Origin of the sequence: Delftia acidovorans SPH-1, assembly GCF_000018665.1 — a bacterium.
In the GTDB taxonomy this organism is placed as follows: domain Bacteria; phylum Pseudomonadota; class Gammaproteobacteria; order Burkholderiales; family Burkholderiaceae_C; genus Comamonas; species Comamonas acidovorans.
The window spans coordinates 1,093,424-1,116,789 of sequence record NC_010002.1 but is presented as its reverse complement, the minus strand read 5'-3'; the positions used below and the strand labels follow the sequence as shown (position 1 = coordinate 1,116,789).

Annotated in this window: 22 protein-coding genes; 14 read left to right on the top strand and 8 right to left on the bottom strand. The window is 69.0% G+C overall.

Annotated elements, in window-relative coordinates; translation table 11 throughout:
• The 4 genes from DACI_RS05095 to hpf form a co-directional block, all read right to left on the bottom strand.
• Entirely contained in the window at positions 1 to 2,190 is a 2,190-nt protein-coding gene (locus DACI_RS05095) for a TonB-dependent receptor (protein WP_043780673.1), read from the bottom strand.
• 240 nt (positions 2,191 to 2,430) lie between these two features.
• Positions 2,431 to 3,387 carry an HPr(Ser) kinase/phosphatase gene (hprK, locus tag DACI_RS05090; protein WP_012202934.1) on the bottom strand — a complete coding sequence of 319 codons (957 nt, stop codon included), beginning with the start codon at positions 3,385 to 3,387 and terminating at the stop codon, positions 2,431 to 2,433.
• Between the two features lie 40 nt (positions 3,388 to 3,427).
• Positions 3,428 to 3,901, bottom strand: a complete 474-nt coding sequence (locus DACI_RS05085; RefSeq protein ID WP_013804474.1) for a PTS sugar transporter subunit IIA — start codon at positions 3,899 to 3,901, stop codon at positions 3,428 to 3,430.
• Positions 3,902 to 4,056: 155 nt separating this feature from the next.
• Positions 4,057 to 4,416, bottom strand: a complete 360-nt coding sequence (hpf, locus tag DACI_RS05080) for a ribosome hibernation-promoting factor, HPF/YfiA family (protein ID WP_012202932.1) — start codon at positions 4,414 to 4,416, stop codon at positions 4,057 to 4,059.
• A 364-nt stretch (positions 4,417 to 4,780) separates the two neighbouring features.
• Here hpf and DACI_RS05075 point away from each other — a divergent pair, with 364 nt between their 5' ends.
• Both DACI_RS05075 and DACI_RS05070 read left to right on the top strand, forming a co-directional pair.
• Positions 4,781 to 5,704 (top strand): phosphoribosylaminoimidazolesuccinocarboxamide synthase, encoded by a 924-nt coding sequence (locus DACI_RS05075; RefSeq protein WP_012202931.1) that lies wholly within the window; start codon positions 4,781 to 4,783, stop codon positions 5,702 to 5,704.
• 158 nt (positions 5,705 to 5,862) lie between these two features.
• Positions 5,863 to 6,447: a DJ-1/PfpI family protein gene (locus DACI_RS05070; RefSeq protein WP_012202930.1), complete on the top strand. Its 585-nt coding sequence runs from the start codon at positions 5,863 to 5,865 to the stop codon at positions 6,445 to 6,447.
• A gap of 29 nt (positions 6,448 to 6,476) precedes the next feature.
• Here the strand turns inward: DACI_RS05070 and DACI_RS05065 are convergent, their stop codons facing one another.
• A complete protein-coding gene (locus DACI_RS05065) occupies positions 6,477 to 7,337 on the bottom strand; it encodes a DMT family transporter (RefSeq protein WP_012202929.1) in 861 nt (286 codons plus the stop codon).
• A gap of 94 nt (positions 7,338 to 7,431) precedes the next feature.
• Between DACI_RS05065 and DACI_RS05060 the strand changes: the two genes are divergently transcribed.
• On the top strand, positions 7,432 to 8,328 hold the full coding sequence (locus DACI_RS05060) for a LysR family transcriptional regulator (protein WP_012202928.1): 897 nt from the start codon (positions 7,432 to 7,434) through the stop codon (positions 8,326 to 8,328).
• Positions 8,329 to 8,331: 3 nt separating this feature from the next.
• Here the strand turns inward: DACI_RS05060 and DACI_RS05055 are convergent, their stop codons facing one another.
• The gene (locus DACI_RS05055; RefSeq protein WP_012202927.1) at positions 8,332 to 9,243 is read right to left on the bottom strand and encodes a LysR substrate-binding domain-containing protein; all 912 of its coding nucleotides are present in this window, start codon (positions 9,241 to 9,243) and stop codon (positions 8,332 to 8,334) included.
• Between the two features lie 96 nt (positions 9,244 to 9,339).
• On the opposite strand from DACI_RS05055, the gene DACI_RS05050 reads away from it, so the two are divergent.
• Complete coding sequence (locus DACI_RS05050) at positions 9,340 to 10,146, top strand: aminotransferase class IV family protein (protein ID WP_043783180.1); 807 nt, start codon at positions 9,340 to 9,342, stop codon at positions 10,144 to 10,146.
• Positions 10,147 to 10,210: 64 nt separating this feature from the next.
• On the opposite strand, the gene trxA is transcribed toward DACI_RS05050, so the two are convergent.
• Positions 10,211 to 11,167 carry a thioredoxin gene (trxA, locus tag DACI_RS05045; protein ID WP_012202925.1) on the bottom strand — a complete coding sequence of 319 codons (957 nt, stop codon included), beginning with the start codon at positions 11,165 to 11,167 and terminating at the stop codon, positions 10,211 to 10,213.
• A 275-nt stretch (positions 11,168 to 11,442) separates the two neighbouring features.
• Between trxA and DACI_RS05040 the strand changes: the two genes are divergently transcribed.
• From DACI_RS05040 to DACI_RS05015, 6 genes are all read left to right on the top strand, one after another.
• A complete protein-coding gene (locus DACI_RS05040) occupies positions 11,443 to 12,429 on the top strand; it encodes an ABC transporter ATP-binding protein (RefSeq protein ID WP_012202924.1) in 987 nt (328 codons plus the stop codon).
• Positions 12,426 to 13,814 carry a hypothetical protein gene (locus DACI_RS05035; RefSeq protein WP_012202923.1) on the top strand — a complete coding sequence of 463 codons (1,389 nt, stop codon included), beginning with the start codon at positions 12,426 to 12,428 and terminating at the stop codon, positions 13,812 to 13,814. Before DACI_RS05040 ends, DACI_RS05035 begins: the two co-directional genes overlap by 4 nt.
• A gap of 83 nt (positions 13,815 to 13,897) precedes the next feature.
• The gene (gene purE / locus DACI_RS05030; RefSeq protein ID WP_012202922.1) at positions 13,898 to 14,395 is read left to right on the top strand and encodes a 5-(carboxyamino)imidazole ribonucleotide mutase; all 498 of its coding nucleotides are present in this window, start codon (positions 13,898 to 13,900) and stop codon (positions 14,393 to 14,395) included.
• Positions 14,392 to 15,555, top strand: a complete 1,164-nt coding sequence (locus tag DACI_RS05025; protein ID WP_012202921.1) for a 5-(carboxyamino)imidazole ribonucleotide synthase — start codon at positions 14,392 to 14,394, stop codon at positions 15,553 to 15,555. Before purE ends, DACI_RS05025 begins: the two co-directional genes overlap by 4 nt.
• An 11-nt stretch (positions 15,556 to 15,566) precedes the next feature.
• Positions 15,567 to 16,565, top strand: coding sequence for an L-threonylcarbamoyladenylate synthase (locus DACI_RS05020; protein ID WP_012202920.1), 999 nt, complete (start codon positions 15,567 to 15,569; stop codon positions 16,563 to 16,565).
• A gap of 214 nt (positions 16,566 to 16,779) precedes the next feature.
• A complete protein-coding gene (locus DACI_RS05015; protein ID WP_225971041.1) occupies positions 16,780 to 17,469 on the top strand; it encodes an NYN domain-containing protein in 690 nt (229 codons plus the stop codon).
• Positions 17,470 to 17,505: 36 nt separating this feature from the next.
• Here DACI_RS05015 and DACI_RS05010 read toward each other — a convergent pair whose 3' ends face one another.
• A complete protein-coding gene (locus DACI_RS05010) occupies positions 17,506 to 18,405 on the bottom strand; it encodes a MurR/RpiR family transcriptional regulator (protein WP_012202918.1) in 900 nt (299 codons plus the stop codon).
• 100 nt (positions 18,406 to 18,505) lie between these two features.
• On the opposite strand from DACI_RS05010, the gene DACI_RS05005 reads away from it, so the two are divergent.
• The 4 genes from DACI_RS05005 to DACI_RS04990 are packed head-to-tail and all read left to right on the top strand — an operon-like array spanning position 18,506 to position 23,366.
• Positions 18,506 to 20,479: a bifunctional 5-dehydro-2-deoxygluconokinase/5-dehydro-2-deoxyphosphogluconate aldolase gene (locus tag DACI_RS05005; RefSeq protein ID WP_043780668.1), complete on the top strand. Its 1,974-nt coding sequence runs from the start codon at positions 18,506 to 18,508 to the stop codon at positions 20,477 to 20,479.
• Entirely contained in the window at positions 20,476 to 21,279 is an 804-nt protein-coding gene (iolB, locus tag DACI_RS05000; protein ID WP_012202916.1) for a 5-deoxy-glucuronate isomerase, read from the top strand. Before DACI_RS05005 ends, iolB begins: the two co-directional genes overlap by 4 nt.
• Before the next feature lie 44 nt (positions 21,280 to 21,323).
• The gene (locus DACI_RS04995) at positions 21,324 to 22,343 is read left to right on the top strand and encodes a Bug family tripartite tricarboxylate transporter substrate binding protein (RefSeq protein ID WP_012202915.1); all 1,020 of its coding nucleotides are present in this window, start codon (positions 21,324 to 21,326) and stop codon (positions 22,341 to 22,343) included.
• 42 nt (positions 22,344 to 22,385) lie between these two features.
• Positions 22,386 to 23,366, top strand: a complete 981-nt coding sequence (locus DACI_RS04990; protein WP_012202914.1) for a Bug family tripartite tricarboxylate transporter substrate binding protein — start codon at positions 22,386 to 22,388, stop codon at positions 23,364 to 23,366.

The following is a 23,366-nucleotide window of genomic DNA, read 5'->3' as shown; positions in this document are numbered from 1 at the left end:
TCAGAAGTCCACCGTGGCCGAGACACGCACCGTGCGCGGGCCGCCCGTGGTGGCGAAGTTGTCGTTGAAGCTGCCGGCCCAGTAGGACTTGTCGAACAGGTTCTCCACCGTGGCGCGGAAGGTGACGGGTTTGGCCGCGATGCGGGTGGCATAGCGCGCGCCCACGTCCACGCGGGTCCAACTGGGCATCTTCAGCGTGTTGGCCGAATTCACCCATTGCGCACCCGTGTAGATCAGGCGACCGGTGAGCGTGGCGCCCGGCAGCGCGGGCACATCCCATTCGCCGCCCAGGTTGGCCGTCCAGCGCGGCACGCCGTAGACGCCAAAGCCATCGCGCGCGCCGCCCTGGGTCTTGCTCTGGATGGCCTGGGTGTAGGCCAGGCCGCCCAGCACGCGCGTGCCGCGCAGCGGCTCGCCGAACACATTCCACTCCAGGCCCCGGTTGCGCTGCTCGCCATCCATCAGCAGGCGGTTGGTCGCGGTCTCCACCACGGACGAGGGCCGCTCGATCTGGAACAGCGAGACCGTCTGCGTGAAATCACCCGTGCGCCACTTGGCGCCGATCTCGAACTGCTTGGTCTTGTAGGGCGCGAACACTTCGCCGGCATTGGCATAGGTGGCGCCGACGATGGAGCCCGCGCTCAGGCCCTGCACATGGTTGGCGTACAGCGAGACCGCATCGCCCCAGGGCTTGACCACCAGGCCCAGCGCGGGCGAGACGGCCTGCTCGTTGTAGCCCGCCATCTTCTGGTTCACGCGCTGCAGGCGTGCGCCCACGGTCAGTTGCACGGCATCGCCGCCCCAGCTCAGCGTGTCGGCCAGGGCCAGGCTGCTGAGCACATCGTCGCGCTCCTGCTTGATGGCGCCGTAGGGGCCGGCCAGCGTGATGGGCGCGGGGTTGTAGATGTTGGTGATGTAGCTGGCGCTGGTGGCCACGGCCGCGCGCCCGCCCTTCTGGTTCATCCAGTTCAGGGAGGCCACCAGCAGGTGGTTCACGCCGCCCGTGCGCAGGCGCCCGCGCACGCCGAACTCGGCCGCCGTGCTGTCGGTATAGCCGTACTGGTTGTAGGTCTGGCCCACGGCCGAGCCGTCGCCCTGGGCGCGCAGCACCACGCGCGTGCCGTTGAGCATGCCGTCGTAGGCATGCTGCGCCGTGCCTGCGGAGCCGAACAGCGTCCAGTCCGCGCCCAGGTCCACCGAGCCGCGCAGCATCAGCGCATCGCTTTGCTGCTTGGCGTGTATTCCGGGGAACAGGTTGGTCGTGGCGTCGGGCGCCGCGATGACCTGCTTGAGGTTCTGCATGCTGACCATCATCGGGCTGCCGTCGCGGATGGTGGAGCGGTAGCTGTAGGCATCCAGCCCCAGCGTGAAACCGTCGCCCTGGTAGTCCAGCGCCAGCGCGCCCAGGCCATGGCGGCGGTTCTGGCCGTCGATCTCGGTGTCGCCGCTCGAAGTGCTGCCGTTGACGCGTATGCCCAGGCGGCGCTCGGGGCCGAAGCGGCGCGAGACATCGGCCTGCAGGCCCAGTTGCGAGCCGCTGCTGAACATGGTGGTCACGCGCGTGAGATCCCGGGCCAGCGGGCGCTTGGTCACCAGGTTGATGGTGCCGCCCACGGCGCCGCCGGGCGTCATGCCGCTCATCAGCGCACCGGGGCCCTTGAGCACCTCCACGCGCTCGATCATCTCGACGGGCACGTGGCCGTCGGGCGCCAGGCCATACAGGCCGTTGAAGCCCAGCTCCGAGGCATTCACCCCCAGGCCGCGGATGGTGAAGTTCTCGTAGGCATGGCCGGTGTTGGTGGTGAAGCGCACCGAAGGATCGTTTTCCAGCACCGACATCAGCGTGGCCGCGTTCTGGTTGGCAATGCCTTCGGCCGTGTAGGAGGTGATGTTGAACGGCGTGTCCATCACATCGCGCTGGCCCAGCACGCCCAGGCCCGCACCCTTGGCCACCTGGCCGCCCGGGGCCACCGTGGGAAGGGTCTGGGGATCGGTGGTGCCGCGCACCGTGACCTCGCCCAGCTCGGCGTCAGCGGCCCAGGCGCCGGCGGGCAGCGCCGCGGCAGCCACCATGGCGCAGACACGGGCGATGGTGCCCAGGCGGTGGAGCGTGCAAACAGGGGGGCAAACAGGGGTGAAGGGGCTGACGGCGCCTGCGCGCGGCAGGCCGATGCGGGTACGGGAAGACATCCGGGAGGGCTTTCGAGACGGAAGGAAATGCGCCGCATCCAGCCCGGAGCCACTCGGACACACTCGGACACAGGCCGGATACGGCATCTGCCCGAATTATAGAAAATGAGAATTATTCTTATTAAGAAAGCAGCAACAACGCACCGCGCGCAAACATGGGCGCACGGCCAGCAAACAATCGCGTTGAAAACAGTGGGGGCCAGGCAACAGGCGGCCCGGCCTCGGCGACGCCAGAGGTCGCTAGAAGGTGTCGCCGCGCTCCATGGCGCGGCGGTGGCGCTGCACGAATTCCTGGTAGGTGTCGATGCCGCGCAGCTGCAAGATGGCATTGCGCACGGCGGCCTCGACCAGCACGGCGATGTTGCGGCCCGCCACCACCTGGATCACCACCTTGCGCACGGGCACGCCGAGCACATCCTGCGTCAGCGGCTCGGCCGGCAGGCGCTCGTACTCGCGCTCCATGGTTTCCTTGCGCACCAGGTGCACGATGAGCTTGAGGCGCATCTTGCGGCGCACGGCCGTCTCGCCAAAGATGGCGCGGATGTCCAGCAGCCCGATGCCGCGCACCTCCAGCAGGTTCTGCAGCAGCTCGGGGCACTTGCCCTCGATCGTGGTCTGGTTGATGCGGTACAGGTCCACGGCATCGTCGGCCACCAGGCCGTTGCCGCGCGTCACCAGTTCCAGCCCCAGCTCGCTCTTGCCCAGGCCCGACTCGCCCGTGATCAGCACACCCATGCCCAGGATGTCCATGAACACGCCGTGCATGGTGGTGCGGTCGGCGAAATGCTTGGCCAGGTAGGCGCGCAGCACATCGATCACGAAGGCCGACTGCTCGCGCGTGGAGAACATGGGAATGTGGGCGCGCTCGCACATGGACAGCAGCGCCTCGGGCGCCGTCTGCCCGTCGGCCAGCACCAGCACGGGCGGCTCCAGCGTGACGATGCGTGCCACGCGGCGCTGGCAGTCCTGCGGCGTGGCATTGCTCAGATAGGCGATCTCGCGCTCGCCCAGCACCTGCAGCCGGTAGGGATGGATGTAGTTCAGGTAGCCGACGAGGTCCGCGCCGGAGCGCGCCGAGCGCACGGCCATCTCGTCGAAACGGCGCTCCGAGGCTCCCAGGCCCGCCACCCACTCCCAGCGCAGGCTGGAGCGGAACTCCTCGAACAGGACATCGGCGCTGATGGCACTGGGTCTCATGGCAAGGCCCGTGAAAAAGGGAAGGAAAAAGTCTGGAAGACTAGACCAGGGGCGCAGCGGAGGACTGCCAGCCGGCAATCATTCCATGCAGCCGGGCCGCATCTGCGCAGGACTTCAGGCGCTCGCGCAGCTGGCTGTCGCTGAGAAGCTCGGCGATTTCGGACAGGATTTCCAGATGCTTCTGGGTGGCCGCTTCGGGCACCAGCAGAAAGATCAGCAGGCCCACGGGCTGCTCATCGGGGGCATCGAAACCAATGGGATTGTCCAGTTGGAACACAGCCGCCATGGGAGCGGTCAGGCCCTTGATGCGCCCATGGGGAATGGCCACGCCGTGGCCAAGCCCCGTCGAGCCCAGGCGTTCGCGTGCAAACAGGCTGTCGGTGATGAGTGCGCGGGACAGGCCATGCAGGCTCTCGAAGAGCAGACCTGCTTCTTCGAAAGCGCGCTTTTTGCTGGTGACGTCGACGCTCACGAGCACTTGAGCGGCGGGCAGGATGGAGGCAAGACGGTTCATGGTTCGGGAAACAATTATGCACCGCAGTGCCGGAAACCGTGGGGAAACCCTGACCCCCATCAAAAACCGCCCCGAAGGGCGGTGGTCGTGCGTGGCTCATCAGCCACATAAGCGCAGGTATTGTAAGCGCCCGCACAGGGCTGGCGCCTTACCTGTCACCCGACTGACGCCAAGGTCAGCCCAGCATCATCGAGTCGCTTGGCCGAACCATAGCGGCTGCCCTGCTGGCGGGTCTTGTAGCGCACCACCACGCGGTCCAGCTTGTCAGCCAGCGCATCGACGGCGGCGTAGAGATCGAAGTGAGAGGTCTCGACAAAAAGATCCTGGCCCTTGACGCGCAGCGTGCAACCGGCACGTTGGCGCTTTTCCTTCTCCTTTTGGTTATGAACGGTCAGCAAGACCTTTACATCCACCACCTGGTCAAAGTGTCGAAGAATGCGTTCGAGCTTGGCCATGACGTAACTGCGCAGCGAGGGAGTGACCTCCAGGTGATGCCCACTAATCGTCAGATTCATATCTAAACACTCCTTGCTCTGGATGAAAACAGCCCGGTCCACCGGGAGACGATCCGCAGGGACAGGTGCTTGCAGGCCGGAATGCGCATTCGTTTGCTTGCGAACCCACTATGCGCCGGGGTCTGCCCAAAAGCAACGCCGCAAGCCGATAGCGCAGGACGGTGCAGGGCCTTGGAGGCGGGTTTTGCGCGCCATGCAATTGGGCGCACAATCGGCGGGTTTGCCAGGCTGCGCCCCTGGGGTGGGGCTTGCCACGGGCCGCCCGTCACCGTGAGGCGCCGTTGGTTAGAATCGCGCTCCTGCGCGTGCCGCTTGCAGCCATCCGGCCGCTGCAGCCTCTTTGCCAGATTGCCCCTTGCCTCACATGACCACCCAGTCCCGCCCCTCCGCCCTGCACACTTCCAACATTGCCTCGCTGCCGCTGCTCGCGCGCGGCAAGGTGCGCGACAACTATGCCGTGGGCGATGACCGCATCCTGATGGTGGCCTCGGACCGCCTGTCGGCCTTCGACGTGATCATGGGCGAGCCCATCCCCGGCAAGGGCGAGCTGCTGACGCAAATGGCGCTGTTCTGGTTCGACAAGCTCGGCCACATCTGCCCCAACCACCTGACCGGCGAAGCGCCCGAGTCCGTGGTCACGCCCGCCGAAGTGCCCCAGGTCACGGGCCGCTCCATGCTGGTCAAGCGCCTCAAGCCCGTGCTGATCGAGGCCGTGGTGCGCGGCTACCTGGCCGGCAGCGGCTGGAAGGAATACCAGGAATCGCGCTCGGTCTGCGGCGTGCCCCTGCCCGAAGGCCTGACCAACGCCGCCAAGCTGCCCGAGCCCATCTACACCCCGGCCGCCAAGGCCGAGATGGGCGACCATGACGAGAACATCACCTACGAGCGCACGGTGGAGATGGTCGGCGAGAAGCTGGCATCCCAGATCCGCGATACGGCCATCCGCATCTACAAGGAAGCGGCCGCCATCGCCCTCGAAAAGGGCATGATCATTGCCGACACCAAGTTCGAATTCGGCCTGGACGAGAACGGCGAACTGGTGCTGATGGACGAAGTCCTCACGCCCGACAGCTCGCGCTACTGGCCCGTGGAGGGCTATGCCCAGGCCCTGGCCAATGGCGAGAACCCGCCCAGCTACGACAAGCAGTTCGTGCGCGACTGGCTGGAGCAGGCCCAGGTCAACGGCAAGCCCTGGGACAAGAAGGCCCCGGCCCCGCGCCTGCCCCAGGAAGTGACCGAGAAGACGGCCGCCAAGTACCGCGAAGCCCTGCAGCGCCTGACGGCCTGACGGCACGCCGTAGCCCGGCCCCGCGCGCCTTTCCCCGCAAAAGAGAGCTTCGGCTCTCTTTTTCGTTGCGGGCCTGCGTTTTTGCAGCCGGTCATGCCTGCGTCACCGACGCTGCCACAATGTTCGCTTCCTCTGACTTTTTCTGAAGGAGCAAGCACATGGCTGGCAAGAAGATTCTGATGATCTGTGGCGACTACTGCGAGGACTACGAAACCATGGTCCCCTTCCAGGCCCTGCAGGCCGTGGGACACACGGTGCATGCGGTCTGCCCCGACAAGAAGGCCGGGGAACACATCAAGACGGCCATCCATGATTTCGAGGGCGCGCAGACCTACAGCGAAAAGCCCGGCCACAACTTCACGCTCAACGCCAGCTTCGCCGACATCAAGCCCGAGCAGTACGACGCCCTGGTGATCCCCGGCGGACGCGGCCCCGAGTACCTGCGCAACTACGATGCCGTGCGCGCCGCCGTGCGCCACTTCTTCGACAACAACAAGCCCGTGGCCGCCGTCTGCCATGGCGCCCAGCTGCTGGCCGGCGCCGGCGTGCTCAAGGGCCGCACCTGCTCGGCCTACCCGGCCTGCCGTGCCGAGGTCGAACTGGCCGGTGGCACCTATGCCGACATCGGCGTGGACCAGGCGCATACCGAAGGCAACCTGGTCAGCGCCCCCGCCTGGCCCGCACACCCGGCCTGGATCGCCCAGTTCCTGACGCTCCTGGGCACGCGCATCAGCCACGGCTGAGCACGCAGCGGCCGTTGGCGCCGGGCGGCTCAACCGCCCCAGCGCACCAGCACGATGCCGCCGAAGACCAGGGCCGAGGCCAGCATGCGCACGCGGCCCAGGCGCTCGCGCATCAGCCAGGCGGCGATCCAGCCCGCAAACAGCACGCTGCTTTCACGCAGCGCAGACACCAGCCCCATGGGCGCCTGCGACAGCGCCCAGGTCGCCATCCAGCTGGCACTCAGCTGCATGGCGGCGGCCAGGGCGCACAGGCGCCAGGTGCGTGCATCGGCACGCAGCACGGCGGGGCCGCGCCGCCAGGCGACGATCAGCACCGTGGCCAGGCCATCGCCCAGCGTGAGCAGGGCCGCATAGAGCAGCGCGGAGCCGGATGCGCGCGCACCCAGCCCGTCGATGACCGTGTAGCAGGCAATCATGGCGCCCGTGGCCAGCGCATAGCCGCTGCCGCCATAACCGCTGGCCGCGCCGCTGCGCACCGACAGCGCCAGCACGCCCAGCGACAGGCACAGCACGCCGGCCAGCCCGGTCGCGCCCGGCCACTCACCGGCCAGCAGCGCCGCGCCCAGCGTCACGAACAGCGGCGCACTGCCCCGCGCCACCGGGTAGACCACGCCGAACTCGCCATGCTGGTAGGCGCGCGGCAGCACGAAGTGATAGACGGTGTGCACGGCCACCGAGGCCGCCAGCCACCACCACACCGATGCGTCCCACAACCCCGCCGCGCGCCAGTCCAGCCAGGGCAGCACCAGCAGCGACCACAGGCTGGCCAGCCCCGTGGTCAGCGCCATGGCGACCATCTTGTCGCCGCCCAGCTTGATGGCGCTGTTCCATCCCGCATTCATCAGCGCGGCCCCCAGGGCCGCGGCCAGCACTGCATTGCTCAATTCCATTCCATGGCCTCGTTCTTGATACGGGACGGGATGATGGATTCGCACCCAGATTAGATAAAGTCGAATCTTCGGAACATCATCTTCAGGAAACCTGATGCGACGCCTGAACCTTGACCAGCTCCAGACCCTGGTGGCCGTAGCCGACCTGGGCACGCTGGCTGCCGCCGCCCAGGCCCTTCACCTGTCGCCGCCCGCCGTCAGCCTGCACATCCAGGAGCTGGAAGCGCGCCTGGACACACCGCTGCTGGTGCGCGGCAAGCGCCAGGCGCAGCTGACACCTGCAGGCGCTCTGCTGGCCGAAGGCGGACGCCGCCTGCTGGCCGATAGCGAATCCCTGCTGCGCCAGGTCCGAAAGCGTGCCGAGGGCTTTGGCGCCAGCGTGCGCATAGGCGCCTCGGCCGGCGTCAGCCCCCTGCTTTTGCCCGAACTGCTGCAATGGCTGGCCGAGCACGCGCCCGGCGTGGAACTGCGCCTGGAAGTCGTGAGTTCCGCCCAGGCTATGCAGCGCCTGGCGACTGGCCACCTGGACCTGGCCCTGGTCGGGCTGCCCCAGCCCGTGCCTTCAGGCCTGGAAATGCGCGCCTGGCGCGACGACCCCATGGAGCTGTTTGCCACGCCGCAGATGCCGCTGCCCGACCAGATCACGCCCGAATGGCTCAACGCCCAGCCCTGGATAGGCTTTGCCGCCGGCACCCAGATGCACCGCCTGCTGTCCCAATGGTTCGCCCAGGCGGGCCTGCTGCCCCAGCCGCGCATGGAAATGAGTTTTCCCGAAGGCATACGCGCCCTGGTCGCCGCAGGCCACGGCCCCACGGTCCTGCCACGCGAGGAGCCCATGGACGCCGTCAGCCGCACGCTGCAGCAGCGCGGACTCACCCCCGCACTGAAACGCCCGCTGGGACTGGCCTGCCGCAGCGCCGCGCAACAAGACCCGGCCGTGCAGGCCGTGGTGCGCGGGTTGATGCGATTTGCCGATCCCGTACGGCAGTAGGCGCTACAGCCCGGCCTCCCGCAGCACCCACGCACGCAGCGCCTCGATGGCCGGCTGGCCCTGGCTGCGTTGGGGGTAAAGCAGGTGGTAGGCGTAGGCCGGGCCCAGGCCCACGGCGATGTCGAACAGGCGCACCAGGCGGCCGCGGGCCAGGTCTTCGGCCACCAGGTCCTGCTCGACCAGGCCCACGGCGCCGCCGTCCAGCACGGCCTGCACGACGTGGCTGGAGTCGGTGAAGGCGATGCAGCGGCCTGCGTCCAGGCCCTCCACGCCGGCCGCCGCCATCCACATCGGCCAGTTCGGCCAGACCTGGCCGTCCACCCTGCAATCGACATGGCACAGCGTGTGCGCCAGCAGGTCAACGGGCCGGGCCAGCGGCGGGCCGGACTGCAGCAGGGCCGGGCTGCAGACGGGGATCACCCTGGCATCGAACAGGCGCACCGCCAGGGTGTGCGGATCACGGCCGGTGCCGAAGCGGATGGCGGCGTCGATGTCATCGGCGTCGAAGTCGCGAACCTCGTCGCAGATGTCGAAGCTCAGTTCGATCTGCGGATGCGCGGCGCGAAAGCGCGGCAGCCGGGGCAGCAGCCACTGCGTGGCAAAGCGCGCGCCCAGCGACAGGCGCAGCCGCGTCTCGCCCCGGGCCAGCTGGCGCGCCCGGCCCGTGGCGCGCCGCAGCAGGCCCAGCGCCTCGGCCGTGGCCTCCAGCAGCACGCTGCCTGCGGGCGTGAGCTGCATGCTGCGGCTGTTGCGCGTGAAGAGGACGAGGCCCAGCTGTTCCTCCATCTCCTTGATCTGGTGGCTGACCGCCGCCGGGGTCAGCCCCAGTTCGTCGGCCGCGCGCGTGAAGTTCAGGTGGCGCCCTGCGGCCTCGAAGCTGCGCAGGGCGCGCGTGCCGGGTGGAAGCTGGCGCATGGATCTTCAAATTTTTCTTGATGAAGCGCCGAATACTACTTGCTTCCTCTTTTGGGACCGCCATCGAAAAATCAAGAAAACTTGATGGATGAACCCATGGAAACCGCCTCTTTCTTCACCAGCCTTATCGATGGGCAGCCCGCTACGGCGGCCGAGCTCGCCGCCCTGGCCTTTGCCGGCCATGCCCATTTCACGGCCATGCAGGTGCGCGACGGCAGGCTGCGCGGGCTGGACCTGCATCTGCAGCGCCTGCGCCAGGCCTCGCTGGAGCTGTACGGCCAGGCCTTGTCCGATGACCATGTCCAGGCACAGCTGCGGGCGGCGCTTGCCGACGGCCCGCAGGATGTGTCGCTGACCGCCACGGTGTACTCGCCTGCCGGGGAATTCACGGCCGCCGATGCGCGGCCGCGCATGCTGGTGCGCACCTCGGCACCCGCCTCGGGCCCCGCCGGGCCCTTGAGCCTGGCGCTGTTCGAGCATGAGCGCATGCTGCCCCACCTCAAGCATGTGGGCGAGGTGGCCAAGACGCATCTGCTGCGCCGCGCCGTGGCCCAGGGCTTTGACGACGCCGCCTTTGCCGACCGCCACGGCCGCATTGGCGAGGCCACCATCTGGAACCTGGCTTTCTGGGATGGAGATGCCGTGGTCTGGCCGCGCGCCCAGGTGCTGCCGGGCACGACCGAGTCCATGCTGCGGCGCCAGTTGCAGCGCCTGGGCGTGGCGCAGCGCCAGGCCGTGCTGACCCTGGCCGACCTGCCACCCCTGGCCGGCGCCGTGGTGATGAATTCGTGGTCCCCGGGCATTCCGGTCAGGCGCCTGGCCGATGTGCATCTGCCCGATGCGCCCGGCTTCGTGCAGTTGCTGCACCGCGCGCATGAGGCCGAGGAACCGGTTGCACCCTGAGCCCTCGCCATGAAAAAGGGGAGCCGCAAGGCTCCCCCGTCTCTTCACCCGTGCAGCGCCGATCTCAGTTCAGCGCCATGCTGAGCTTGCGGCGGTAGCTGTTGACCAGTTGCGTGGCTTCGTCCTGCTCGGCGCCAGCCTTGCCCAGCAACTCGATGCCGCCGCTGCTCTTGCCGGGGATGGCGTCCTGCTTCTTGGGCTTCGGGGGCGTGAGCAGCTCCAGGATGCCCACGTAGAGCTTGCGCGCGGCCTGGCCGTTCCAATCCTTGTCGCGCATGATGATTTCCAGCAGTTCGTCCATGCTGGCTGCCCATTGGCCTTCGGCGGCCAGAGCCCGGGCCTTGCCGAAGCGGGTGTCGAAGTCGCGCTTGTTCTGCGCGATGACGGCGTCGAACTGCGCAAACTCCCAGTTGCCACGCTCGTCGTTGTGCACGAACAGCATGCACTGCAGCCACTGGTTGAGCGCCTCGAAGCGCGTGGCCTGGGGAATGCGCTTGAGCGGCTCGGCCAGCAGGGCGCCGGCCTCTTCGTAGCCGCCCGTGGCGATCAGCAGGCGCACGTAGTCGAAGCGCGCATCGTCGTTGGCGGGGTCGGCGGCCAGGGCGTCGGCCAGCTTTTGCAGGGCGGCCTGGGTGTCACCGGCTTCCAGCAACTGGTGGGCCTCGTCGGCTTCGGCCTCGGCGGCCAGCTCGCCTTCGGAGGGCAGGTGCTTGTCAAGGAACTCGCGCAGCTTGCCTTCGGGCTGGGCGCCCATGAAGCCGTCCACGGGGCGGCCGCCCATCATCAGAATGCAGGTCGGGATGGAGCGGATGCCGAACATGCCGGCCAGTTGCTGCTCCTGGTCGGAGTCGATCTTGACCAGCTTGAAGCGGCCCTCGTAGGCCACTTCGAGCTTTTCCAGGATGGGGCCCAGCGTCTTGCACGGGCCGCACCAGGGCGCCCAGAAGTCGACGAGCACCGGCACCTGCATGGAGGCGGCGACGACTTCGGCTTCGAAATTCTCAATGGTGACATCAATCATGTGATCAGACCCTGTGGCAAGGCGCGCGGCCAGGGCGCGCGGACTGTGGCGGTTCGGAGTTCGGCGGCCGAATGCCTCCGATGCGGACCGTGTGATTCTCCAGCAATTCCAAGGCCCAGGGCGTGAACGCCCTGGGCGGCAGCCACCCCAGATGGGAGCAGGCTGCGCGCATTTCAAGCCGCCCGGCCGAGGGCGCGGCGCGGCAGCGCTGGGCTATATTGGCGCGCTGTGCCGCCATTGCGGCCTGCCATCAACGCAATGAGGGAGGGCTCGCCTTGATCAAGGTTTCGCAGCTGGTGTTCGAGTACCCCGGCCACCGCGCGCTCGATGGCGTCAGCGTCCATATCGCCGCAGGCACCGTCACGGCCCTGGTGGGACCCAACGGCGCCGGCAAATCCACGCTGATGCGCTGCATCGCCGGGCTGGACCAGCCGCTGTCGGGGCAGGTCGAGGTGCATGGCATTGCCGTGCAGGAGCAGCCCCGCGAAGTGCACCGGCACCTGGGCTATCTGTCGGATTTCTTCGGCCTCTATGACCGCCTGAGCGTGCGGCGCTGCCTGCAGTACGCGGCCCTGTCCATGGGCGTGCTCCCGTCCGAGGCACCGCAGCGCGTGGCGCACGTGGCCGGGCAGCTGGGCCTGGCCGATCTGCTGGAGCGCCTGCCCACCGAGCTGTCTCGCGGCCAGCGCCAGCGCGTGGCCATCGGCCAGGCCATCGTCCACCAGCCGCGCGTGCTGCTGCTGGACGAGCCGGCCAGCGGCCTGGACCCCGAGGCCCGCGCCAGCCTGTCGCAGCTGATGCGGGCGCTGCAGGCCCAGGGCATGACCCTGATCGTCTCCAGCCACATCCTCAGCGAACTCGACGAGTACTGCACCCACATCCTGAGCCTGCGCGGCGGACGCGTGGAAAGCCACGAGGCCCTGCACGGCGGCATCAAGGCACCTGCCGCCGGCGGCGATGTGCCGCTGGCGCTGTACGCGCTGGAGCTGGCACCGCCCCCGGGCGCCTCGGCCGGGTCGCTGGCGCGGCAACTGCACCAGGTCGTTCCCGACACCCCCGTGCCGCCGCCCGATGACCAGGGCCTGGTGCATCTGCAGCTGTGGCTGCCCACGCCGCCACGCGAACGCGCCGACCTGCTGGCACGCCTGGTTGGCGCCGGCCTGCCCGTGGCCAGCCTGGCGCCTGTGCGCGAGCGCCTGCAGGACCGCTACGCACGCGGCCTGCAGGCCGCAGCCCCCCTCAGCCCTGCGGAGCAGCCATGACGCACAACCCCGAATTCCAGCGCCAGCTCTGGCTCAACTGGCGGCCCGCCCAACTGGGCTGGAGCCTGCTGCTCACCGCCTTGCTGCTGGCAACGCCAATGGTCCTGGTCCAGCCCGAAGACCGCCTGCATGCCCTGCTGGTCGCCGCCCTGATCGGCATGTGGATCGCCGCGGCCGGCCTGGGCAGCGTGCTGGCCGGGCGCGGCCTCAACGAAGAGGCGCACCAGCACACCTGGGACTGGCAGCGCCTGTCGGCCCTGACGCCCTGGCAGATGGCCTGGGGCAAGCTGCTGGGCGCCCCGCTGCCGGCCTGGCTGTACATGCTGTGGTGCGCGCTGGCCGTGCTGGCCACCTCGACGGGCCAGCCGGGCGGGCTGGCCTGGGGCGTGCACGCCGTGCTGCAGGCCGTGCTGTGGGGCCTGGCCCTGCAGGCCTGGAGCATGCACTCCGTGCTCATGGGCTGGGGGCCGAAGGAGCAGCCCGCGCGCCGCATCCGCTTCGTGCTCGTGCCGCTGCTGTTCGTGATGGTGCTGCCCGGCCCCATCCTGGGCCGGCTGACCGAGCAGTTGGGCCGCGAGGAAGGCCGCCCTGTGCTGTGGTGGTCCGTGCCGCTGCACGGGCGCGGCGCCATCTACCTGTTCGGCGCCATCGCGCTGGGGCTGGGCCTGCTGGCCCTGTGGCGGCTGCTGTGCACGCGGCTGGATGTGCGCACCCTGCCCTGGGCCTGGCCGCTGGGCCTGTGCGTGGCGGGCCTGGCCTTTGGAGGCATGCACCTCGATGCGATGCAGTTGCAGGGCCCCGGCCCGGCCTCCTTCTTCGCATGGACCACCGGGCTGGCGCTGGCGGGCACGGCCTATGTCTGCCTGCACGGCATGGACGAGGGCCTGCGCAGCTGGCGCCAGGTGCAGTGGTGCGTGCTGCAGGGGCGCTGGCGTGGCGCGCTCGAAGCGCTGCCGCTGTGGCCCGTGAGCTGGCTGCTGGCCGTGCTGGCCTGCGCGCTGTGGCTGCTGTGGCCTGCGGGCGGCCAGCCCATCGTGCCGGGCGCGGCCCAACTGGCGGCGCTGGCCACGGCGCAGTTGCTGCGCGATGCCGCGCTGGCCACGGGCTTTTCCCTGCTGGCCGGGCGCATCAAGTCACCGCTGGCCGCGTTTGCCGTCACCTGGCTGCTGGTCAACATCGTGCTGCCGTTGCTGGCCTTTGGCCTGGCCGGGGCCGATGCCGCCGTGCTGGCCCAGCCGCTGGCAGCCGGCCTGACAAAGCCCGTCACCAGCGGAATGTGGCTGTCGCTGGCCGCGCAGGTGGGGCTGGCCCTGGCCTGGCTGGCCCATGTGTTTCGCCAGCGCGTGCTGGGTTTTGCGCGCGAGCAGCACACGGCTGTGCGGTGATTTGGCGCATGGATTACGCGAATTAGGACTAAAAAAGTAAAATCGCGGGTTCCACTAGGCCGGGCCGCAGGCGCCCTCACGACATGAACTCCATCCAGATCGGTGTGGTCATGGGCTCCAGCAGCGACTGGGAGACCATGCAGCACGCAGTTGCCATTCTTCAGCAATTTGGCATCGCCCATGAAGCCCAGGTCGTCTCGGCCCACCGCATGCCCGACGACATGTTCGCCTACGCCGAGGCCGCTGCCGGCCGTGGCCTGAAGGCCATCATCGCGGGTGCGGGGGGCGCTGCCCACCTGCCCGGCATGATTGCCGCCAAGACCGTGGTGCCCGTGCTCGGCGTGCCGGTGGCCAGCCGCCACCTGCAGGGAGTGGACTCGCTGCACTCCATCGTGCAGATGCCCAAGGGCGTGCCCGTGGCCACCTTTGCCATCGGCGCGGCCGGTGCGGCCAATGCGGCCCTGTTCGCCGTGGCCCTGCTGGCCAATGAGGACCCGGCCCTGCGCACCAGGCTCGAAGCCTTCCGCGCCGAGCAGACCGCCGCAGCGCGCGCGATGACGCTTCCCCCGGTGGCCGTATGAGCGCAGATGTGATCCTGCCGGGCGCCACGCTGGGCGTGCTGGGTGGCGGCCAGCTGGGCCGCATGTTCGTGCAATCGGCCCAGGCCATGGGCTATTTCACGGCCGTGCTCGACGCCGACCCGACCAGCCCTGCCGGCCTGGTCAGCCACCACCACATCCGTACCGGCTACGAAGACCCGCAGGGCCTGGCCGAACTGGCGCGCCTGTCGGCCGCCGTCACCACCGAATTCGAGAACGTTCCCGCCGCGGCGCTGAACCTGCTGGCCGCCCAGCGGCCGGTCTCGCCGGCCGGCTCCTCCGTGGCCATTGCCCAGGACCGCGCCCAGGAGAAGGCCCACTTCGTGCGCTGCGGCGTGCCCTGCGCGCCCTATGCGGTGATCGAGACGCCCGCCCAGCTGGCGGCCGTGCACGCCAGCCTGCTGCCCGGCATCCTCAAGACCGCGCGCATGGGCTACGACGGCAAGGGCCAGGTGCGCGTGAAGAACGCCGCCGAGCTGGCCACCGCCTGGGAGCAACTGGGCCGCGTGGCCTGCGTGCTGGAAAAAATGCTGCCGCTGGCCCATGAATGCTCGGTCATCGTGGCGCGCGGCCGTGACGGCTCCATGGTCAACCTGCCCGTGCAGCGCAACCTGCACCGCGAAGGCATCCTATCCGTCACCGAGGTCTACGAAGGCAACCTGCCGCAGGCCCAGGTCGAGCAGGCGCTGGCCGCCGCACGTTCCGTGGCCGACGGCCTGGACTACGTGGGTGTGCTCTGCGTCGAATTCTTCGTGCTGCAGGACGGCATGCTCGTGGTCAACGAGATCGCGCCGCGCCCGCACAACAGCGGCCACTACAGCCAGAACGCATGCGATGTCTCGCAGTTCGAGCTGCAGGTGCGCTGCATGACCGGCCTGCCGCTGACGCAGCCGCGCCAGCACAGCCCGTCCATCATGCTGAACCTGCTGGGCGACCTGTGGTTCAAGGACGGCGAACAGGCCAAGGCGCCGGCCTGGGACCAGGTCCTGGCCCTGCCCGGCTGCCACCTGCACCTGTACGGCAAGCACGACGCCAAGCGCGGCCGCAAGATGGGCCACCTGAACGTCACCGGCCCCTCGCCCGAGGCCGTGCGCTCCACCGCCCTGCAGGCCGCCGCCATCTTAGGGCTAGAGCCGTTCTGAAGGCCCGCGCGATGATTCTTGATGGAACGCTGGCGGCCTCTGTCCAGGCCGCCGCACAGGCGCTGCAGCGCGGCGAACTGCTGGGTCTGCCCACGGAAACCGTCTATGGCCTCGCGGCCGACGCCGACAACGACGCGGCCGTCGCGCAGATCTTCACCGCCAAGGGCAGGCCGCCCAACCATCCGCTCATCGTCCATGTGGCCGACAGCGGCGCCATCACGCGCTACGCACGTGAAGTGCCGCTGTTCGCGCAGCAGCTGATCGACGCCTTCTGGCCCGGCCCGCTGACCCTGATCCTGCCGCGCCTGCCCCAGGCCGCCCGGGCCTCGACCGGCGGCCAGGACAGCGTGGGCCTGCGCTGCCCTTCCCATCCCGTCGCCCATGCCGTGCTGGCCGCCTGCCGGCAGCTGCAGCCGCCCGTCTGGGGCGTGTCGGCGCCCAGCGCCAACAAGTTCGGCCGCGTCAGCCCCACCACGGCAGCCCATGTGGCCGACGAGTTCGGCGACACGCTGCTGGTGCTGGACGGCGGCGCCTGCGAAGTGGGAATTGAATCGACCATCGTGGACTGCACGCGCGGCGTGCCCGTGCTGCTGCGCCCCGGCGCCATCACGCGCGACGATATCGAGCGCGCCTGCGGCCAGCGCCCCCTGTCCAAGGAAGAGCTGCAGGAGAACACGCCACGCGCCTCCGGCACCCTGCTGGCCCACTACGCGCCCAACGCCCAGGTGCGCCTCATGGACGCCAGGCAGCTGCAGGCCGGGCTGGACGTGCTGGGCGCCGACGCCAGGAACCTGGCCGTCTACCACCGCACACCACTGCGCACCGCCTCGCGCGCCGTCACGCTGCGCGCCATGCCCGCCGACGCCGCCGCCACCGCGCGCGAGCTGTTCGGTGCCCTGCGCGACTTCGATGAAGTCGGCGCCAGGCTGATCTGGATCGAGACCCCGCCCGACACGCCGGACTGGGAAGGCGTGCGCGACCGGCTGCTGCGCGCGGCGGCTGCGGGATAGAAGAGGTCCCCCCGGGACTGCAGTGCCGCATCGGGCATCAACCCGCGCACCTGTCCAACGGCGTGCGGCGCAGGAACAGGTGCCGTTCCAGGCCTTTGAATGGCAGGAGTTGGTAGAATCGCGCTACACAATCCCTTCGCGGTGTCATTCAGTTGGCTCAGGCTTAGGGCGAAAAGGCCACCGCAAGGTGGTCTTTTCATTGGTGGCTTGGACATTGACCAGAACAACCATCTACATCGACGGCTACAACCTCTACTACTCGCGGCTCAAGGGCACGCCGTACAAGTGGCTGGACATTGCTGCGCTGTTTCGTGATCGCATCCTGCTGCCGCAAGACCCTGGCGCAGAGGTTGTCGCCATCAAGTACTTCACGGCCCCCGTCAAAGCCTCGTACGCCCGGCATGGCGAGGCATCGGTCCAGGCACAGACCCAGTATCTTCGCGCCCTTCAGGCACGAGACCCTGGCCTGATCCAGATCGTCAACGGCTTCCACGTCTTCGAACCCACATCCCTGCCAAGCTACCAAGCGGGCGCCAACCCGAGCAAGAACAACGTGTCGCGCGTCTGGATGATCGAAGAAAAGCAGACCGACGTGAACCTTGCGCTGCACGCCTACCGTGATGCAGTACGTGGCGAATGCGACCAGCTGGTGATCTGCTCCAACGACAGTGACGTGGAACCCGCACTGCGCATGCTGCGCGAGGACGTGCCCGCCGCCAGGCTGGGGCTGGTCATGCCATTGCGCGACAGGACCGCAGCAGACGGCAAAGTGCCCAACAAGCGCTTGACGGCGTTGGCGCACTGGGTTCGCCATCACATCAGGGACGACGAGCTGGCGCAGTCGCAGTTGCCGCTGAACGTGCAGACGCGGAAAAAACCAGCCAGCAAGCCTGCGCATTGGTGAACCCCCACAAAGCGGCCCTGGGCGGAACGCTGCCGCCTAGGACCTCTTCACCGAAGGCTCGTACGCCAGCTCCATCCGGTAGGCCAGCGCCAGGAACAGCGACTGCGCCAGGGTCAGCGTGCTGGTCAGGGAGCGAAAGCCGAAGGTGGCTGCGTCCTGGGCCAGCAGGGTGACGGTGGCGCGGGATGCCAGGGGGCTGAGCTGGCTGTCGGTCAGCGCCAGCAGGCGCGCGCCGCGTGCCAGGGCCGCGTCCACCACCTCCAGCGTTTCGGGCGCATAGGGCTCGAAGGAGACGGCCAGCATCACGTCGCCGGGCGCCAGCGCGCGCAGCTCGCCCTTTTGCATGGCGCCCAGGCCGTGCAGCCAGTGCACGGGCTTTTCGGTGTGCTGCAGCGCATAGGCCAAATAGGCGCCCACGGGGAAGGCCCGGCGCGAGGCGGCCAGCCACAGCGAGGGGGCATCCAGCATGAGGTCCACCGCCGCCTCGAACTGCTCGGGCGGCAGGCCGCGCTGCAGGGCCTGCAGGCTTTCGATGCTGCCTTCGATGACCTCGTGCGCCAGGCGCGCGCTGCTGCGTGGCTCGTTGCCCGAGGCGATCAGGCCCCGGATGCGGTCCTGGTAGTCATGCTGGGCCGAGAGCTGGCGCGCCGCATCGGCGCGGAACAGCGCCTGCAGTTCCGAGTACCCCGAGAACCCGAAATGCTTGGCAAAGCGCACCACGGCCGAAGGCTGCACGCCACATTGCTCGGCCGTGGCCTGGATGCCGTCGAAGGCCAGGCGATCGCCCTGCATTTCCACATGGCGGCCGATGGCCTTGAGCTGGCGGCTCAGGGCCTCGAAGCCTTCGCGCAGCACGGTGAGGAAGGCGGCGCGGTCGGCGTAGGGGCCGGCCAGCGAGGGGGCGCCTGCATCGCCAAGGGTTTTTCTATTTTTCATATATATGGAAAACTTTTTCTATTTCGATCTATGATCGCATGCACGCAACGATTATGGACAGGCCCGCACGCGGGTGTCCGCAACGCACAGGCCTATGACGATGAGCATGCTGAACTTTCCCTCCGACCGGCCGCTGGACGTGGCCTGCCTGGGCCGACTGGCCGTGGACCTTTACGCGCAGCAGATCGGCTGCAGCCTGGAGGAGGCCAGCAGCTTTGCCAAGTACCTGGGCGGCTCCTCCGGCAACATGGCTTTCGGCACGGCGCGCCTGGGGCTGCGCTCGGCCATGATTTCGCGCGTGGGCGATGAACAAAATGGCCGCTTCCTGGTCGAGACGCTGCGCCGCGAGGGCTGCGACACCAGCCAAGTGCAGGTCGATGCCCAGCGCCTGACCGGCATGGTGCTGCTGGGCATCAAGGACCAGGAGACATTCCCCCTGCTCTTCGCCCGCGAGAATTGCGCCGACATGGCCCTGGACGCCGAGGCCATCAGCGAGGCGTTCCTGGCCAGCTGCCGCTGCCTGGCCATCACGGGCACCCACCTGAGCGCACCCGGCGTGCTGGCCGCCAGCCGCAAGGCACTGGAGATGGCAGGCCGCCACGGCCTGGTGCGCGTGCTGGACATCGACTACCGGCCCGTGCTGTGGGGCCTGGCCGGACGGGGCGACGGCGAGACGCGCTATGTGGCCAGCGCCGAGGTCAGCCGCAGGCTGCAGGCCGAGCTGGGCCAGTTCGAACTCATCATCGGCACCGAGGAGGAATGGCTGATCGCCGGCGGCGTGGAGGGCGACCTGATCGCCAGCCTGCGCCGCGTGCGCGAATGCAGCCGCGCCGTCTTCGTGGTCAAGCGCGGGCCGCTGGGCTGCTCGCTGATCGAGGGCGAGGTGCCCGATGCGATCGCCGATGCGCCCACGGTGCTGGGCGAGCGCGTGGAGGTGCTCAATGTGCTGGGCGCGGGCGATGCCTTTGCCTCGGGCCTGCTGTCCGGGCTGCTGCGCGGCAAGAGCCTGGAGGCATCTGCGGCGATTGCCAACGCCTGCGGCGCCATCGTGGTTTCGCGCCATGGCTGCGCGCCGGCCATGCCCACGCAGGCCGAGTTGGCGCACTGGTTCTCGGGCCACCGCCATCCGCGTCCCGACCAGGACCCTGAGCTGTCCCACCTGCACCGCGTCAGCCGCGCGCGGCCGCAGTGGCCCGCGCTGTGCGTGCTGGCCTATGACCACCGCAGCCAGTTCGACGATCTGGCGCGCGAGGCCGGCGCAGCGCCCGCGCGGCTGCGCCCGCTCAAGCGGCTGATCAACGAGGTGGTCGCCCAGGTCGAGCGCGACCCGGGCAATGCGGGCCGCATGGGCGTGCTGATCGACGGCCGGCACGACCTGGGCGAGGCCGCGCTGCACGACGCCACGGGACGCGGCTGGTGGATAGGCCGGCCCATCGAGCTGCCGGGCTCGCGCCCGCTGCGCTTTGACGGCACGGACTCGCTGGCTTCCGAGCTGCTGCACTGGCCGCAAAGCCATACCGTCAAATGCCTGGTCTTCTACCACCCCGACGACACGCCCGCACTGCGCGCCGAGCAGGAAGCCTGGCTGCAGCAGGTCTGGACCGCCACGCGCGCCAGCGGCCATGAGCTGCTGCTGGAAGTGATCCCGCCAAAGGACGCGCTGGCGCCCGACGACCGGGGCGAGGCCGTGCTGCGCGCCATACGCCACTTCTACGACCTGGGCCTCAAGCCCGAATGGTGGAAGGTCGGCACCATGGCGCGCGAGAACTGGGAGGCGCTGGACGCCCTGGTGAACGAACGCGACCCCTGGTGCCGGGGCGCCGTGATCCTGGGCCTGTCCCAGCCCGTGGAGCAACTGGTGCAGGGCTTTGCCCAGGCGCGGGCGCCCGTGGTCAAGGGTTTCATGATCGGCCGCAGCGTCTGGGCCGGACCCGCGCTGCAGTGGCTGCGCAACGAGCTGGACGACGCCGCGCTGCGCGATGCCGTCGCAGCCAACTTCCGCGCGCTGATCGCGGGCTGGGATGCCAGCCGCGTGGACGCGCGCCAGGACATCACCGAAGGAGCCGCGGCATGAGCCTTCTCGTCAAGGCCGCGCCCGGCCGCGTCGTCACCGACATCACGCCCGCCAGCGCGGGCTGGAAGCACATCCACTTCAAGGCCCTGAGGCTGCAGGCGGGCGAGCAGGAGGAGCTGTCCACCGGCCCGCTCGAATACTGCATCACCGTGCTCACCGGCCAGGTGGACGTGCAGGTCGGCAGCCAGGCGTTCAGCGCCCTGGGCAGCCGCGCCAGCGTGTTCGAGGAGAGTGCGCCCACGGCCGTCTACGTGCCGCCCGGCCAAAGCCTGCGCATCACGGCGCGCGGCCCGGCCGACGTTGCCTTGAGCGCCGCACCCGCCACGGGCCGCCATGCCACGCGCGTGATCGCGCCCGAAAGCATGCGCCGCAGCGTGCGCGGCCAGGGCAGCAACACGCGCCATGTCTGCGACATCCTGCCCGAGACCGAGGCGGCCGAATCCCTGCTGGTGGTCGAGGTCATCACGCCCGCAGGCAACTCGTCCAGCTATCCGCCGCACAAGCACGACAGCGCCGACCCCGCCGCGCCGGACGCCGAGACCGTGCTGGAGGAGACCTACTTCCACCTGCTCAACCCCAGCCAGGGCTTTGCCTTCCAGCGCGTCTACACCGATGACCGCAGCATCGACCAGGCCATGGCGGTGGAGCACCGCGACACCGTGATGGTGCCGCGCGGCTACCACCCCTGCGTGGCCCCGCACGGCTACGACCTCTACTACCTCAACACCATGGCCGGGCCCGAGCGGCGCTGGGCCTTCCGCAACGACCCCGCGCACGAATGGATGCTGCGGCCGCGCTGACGCACGGCGCAACAGACACCTATAAAAACCACCGGAGACAAAAAATGCTGTTCAACCCAATGGCCCTGCACCGCCAGGCCTGGCTTTCCTGCGCCCTGCTGACGCTGGGCATGGGCACCGCCCAGGCGCAATCCGCCCCAGCCCCGTCCTCCCAGAGTGCGCCAGCCTGGCCCACCCAGCCCGTCAAATGGGTGGTGCCCTACGCACCGGGCGGCACCACCGACGTGATCGCGCGCCAGCTGGCCGTGCAGATGGGCAAGGACCTGGGCCAGCCCGTGGTGGTGGACAACCGTCCCGGCGCGGCCAGCATCATCGGCGCCACGCTGATCGCACGCGCCCCGGCCGATGGCTACACGCTGGGCACGGCCGACTCGGGCACGCTGGCCTTCAACCCCGCCATGTATGCGCGCCTGAGCTATGACGCGGGCAAGGACTTCAGCTACATCGGCGGCCTGGGCCGCATGCCGCTGGTGCTGGCCGTGCATCCGTCCTTCCCTGCGAAGAACGTGCAGGAATTCCTGGCCATGGCGCGCAAGGAGCCGGGCGGCATCTCCTCGGCCTCGTCGGGGCCGGGCTCGCCGCTGCACGTGGCGCTGGAGCTGTTCAAGCAGCGCACGGGCACCCAGATCCTGCACGTGGCCTACAAGGGCTCGGCCCCGGCGCTGCAGGACCTCATGGCCGGCCAGATCCAGTCCATGTTCGTGGACCTGCCGCCCAGCATCTCGGCCATCCGCGCGGGCAAGCTGCGCGTGCTGGCCGTGGCCACGCCCCAGCGCCTGCCCATCCTGCCCGACGTGCCCACCATGGCCGAAGCCGGCGTGCCCGGCTTCGAAGCCTATGCCTGGCAGGGCTTCGTCGGCCCCGCCCACCTGAGCCCCGCGCTCACCGAGCGCCTGAACAAAAGCCTGGCCACCGCCCTGCGCCACCCCGAAACGCGTGCCAAGCTCGAAGAGATCGGCATACAGCCCATGGAGATGACGCCGCAGCAGTTCGCAGGCTTCGTGCGCTCGGAACAGGCACTGTGGAGCGGCGTGATCAAGGCCGCCAACATCAAAATGGATTGAAGCGCAGACATCGCCACATAAAAAAGATCCCGGAGACAAGCCATGACCCTCGCATCCCGCCGCCAATTCATCCACTCGCTGACCGCCCTGGCCGCAACGCCGGTCCTGCCCGCCATTGCGCAGGCACCGGCCGGCGCCTGGCCCCAGCGCCCCATTGAACTCATCGTGCCCTTTGCCGCTGGCGGCGGCACCGACGTGCTGGCACGCGCGCTGGCCGAGGTGGCGCGCAAGCACCTGCCGCAGGACCTGATCGTGCTCAACCGCGCAGGCGCCAGCGGCGCCGTGGGCTGGACCGAGCTGGCCAATGCCAGGCCGGACGGCTACAAGATCGGCATCATCACCGTCGAGCTGACCATGATCCCGCACATGGGACTGACCAAGATCAGCTCCGACGCCGTGCTGCCCGTGGCCCGCCTGAACGCCGACCCCGCCACCATCGCCGTGCGTGCCGACTCGCCCTATCGCAGCATCGAGGAACTGATCGCCGCCGCGCGCAAGGACGAGGCAGCGGTGCGCATCGGCAACGCCGGCCCGGGCTCGCTGGGCCACCTGGCCGCCGCCGCGCTGCAGGACAAGGCGGGCGTGAAGTTCAACCACGCGCCCTACCGCGGCGCCAACCCTGCCGTGCTCGACCTGCTGGGCGGCCACATCGAGGCCGTGGCCGTCACGCCCGTGGAGGTGGCCACCTATGTGGCGGCCGGCAAGATCCGCCCGCTGGCCATCATGGCCGAGCAGCGCATACAGGCCGGCTGGGAAGCCGTGCCCACGCTCAAGGAGCGCGGCATCGACCTGCTCATCGGCGGCTGGCGAGGCCTGGCCGTGCCCCGCAACACGCCCGACGCCGTGGTCCAGACCCTGCGCAAGGCCATGGCCCTGACCCTCAAGGACCCCGTCCTGCGCGAAACCATGGCCAAGCAGAACATGGGCGAGGGCTACCTGGACCAGCCCGAATTCAAGGCCGTGATCGACCGCGACAACGCGGTGTTCAAGCAATTGGTGGACAAGCTGGGGATCAAGGCCTGA

Bases quoted from the DNA above. Each gene is read 5' to 3' on its own strand.
- DACI_RS04990 (WP_012202914.1), top strand. From the start codon at position 22,386: ATGACCCTCGCATCCCGCCGCCAATTCATCCACTCGCTGACCGCCCTG.
- DACI_RS05005 (WP_043780668.1), top strand. From the start codon at position 18,506: ATGAGCATGCTGAACTTTCCCTCCGACCGGCCGCTGGACGTGGCCTGC.
- DACI_RS05055 (WP_012202927.1), bottom strand. From the start codon at position 9,243: ATGCGCCAGCTTCCACCCGGCACGCGCGCCCTGCGCAGCTTCGAGGCC.
- DACI_RS05050 (WP_043783180.1), top strand. From the start codon at position 9,340: ATGGAAACCGCCTCTTTCTTCACCAGCCTTATCGATGGGCAGCCCGCT.
- DACI_RS05065 (WP_012202929.1), bottom strand. From the start codon at position 7,337: ATGGAATTGAGCAATGCAGTGCTGGCCGCGGCCCTGGGGGCCGCGCTG.
- DACI_RS05085 (WP_013804474.1), bottom strand. From the start codon at position 3,901: ATGAACCGTCTTGCCTCCATCCTGCCCGCCGCTCAAGTGCTCGTGAGC.
- trxA (WP_012202925.1), bottom strand. From the start codon at position 11,167: ATGATTGATGTCACCATTGAGAATTTCGAAGCCGAAGTCGTCGCCGCC.
- DACI_RS05070 (WP_012202930.1), top strand. From the start codon at position 5,863: ATGGCTGGCAAGAAGATTCTGATGATCTGTGGCGACTACTGCGAGGAC.
- DACI_RS05010 (WP_012202918.1), bottom strand. From the start codon at position 18,405: ATGAAAAATAGAAAAACCCTTGGCGATGCAGGCGCCCCCTCGCTGGCC.
- hprK (WP_012202934.1), bottom strand. From the start codon at position 3,387: ATGAGACCCAGTGCCATCAGCGCCGATGTCCTGTTCGAGGAGTTCCGC.
- DACI_RS04995 (WP_012202915.1), top strand. From the start codon at position 21,324: ATGCTGTTCAACCCAATGGCCCTGCACCGCCAGGCCTGGCTTTCCTGC.
- hpf (WP_012202932.1), bottom strand. From the start codon at position 4,416: ATGAATCTGACGATTAGTGGGCATCACCTGGAGGTCACTCCCTCGCTG.
- DACI_RS05025 (WP_012202921.1), top strand. From the start codon at position 14,392: ATGAGCGCAGATGTGATCCTGCCGGGCGCCACGCTGGGCGTGCTGGGT.
- DACI_RS05020 (WP_012202920.1), top strand. From the start codon at position 15,567: ATGATTCTTGATGGAACGCTGGCGGCCTCTGTCCAGGCCGCCGCACAG.
- DACI_RS05060 (WP_012202928.1), top strand. From the start codon at position 7,432: ATGCGACGCCTGAACCTTGACCAGCTCCAGACCCTGGTGGCCGTAGCC.
- iolB (WP_012202916.1), top strand. From the start codon at position 20,476: ATGAGCCTTCTCGTCAAGGCCGCGCCCGGCCGCGTCGTCACCGACATC.
- purE (WP_012202922.1), top strand. From the start codon at position 13,898: ATGAACTCCATCCAGATCGGTGTGGTCATGGGCTCCAGCAGCGACTGG.
- DACI_RS05095 (WP_043780673.1), bottom strand. From the start codon at position 2,190: ATGTCTTCCCGTACCCGCATCGGCCTGCCGCGCGCAGGCGCCGTCAGC.
- DACI_RS05075 (WP_012202931.1), top strand. From the start codon at position 4,781: ATGACCACCCAGTCCCGCCCCTCCGCCCTGCACACTTCCAACATTGCC.
- DACI_RS05035 (WP_012202923.1), top strand. From the start codon at position 12,426: ATGACGCACAACCCCGAATTCCAGCGCCAGCTCTGGCTCAACTGGCGG.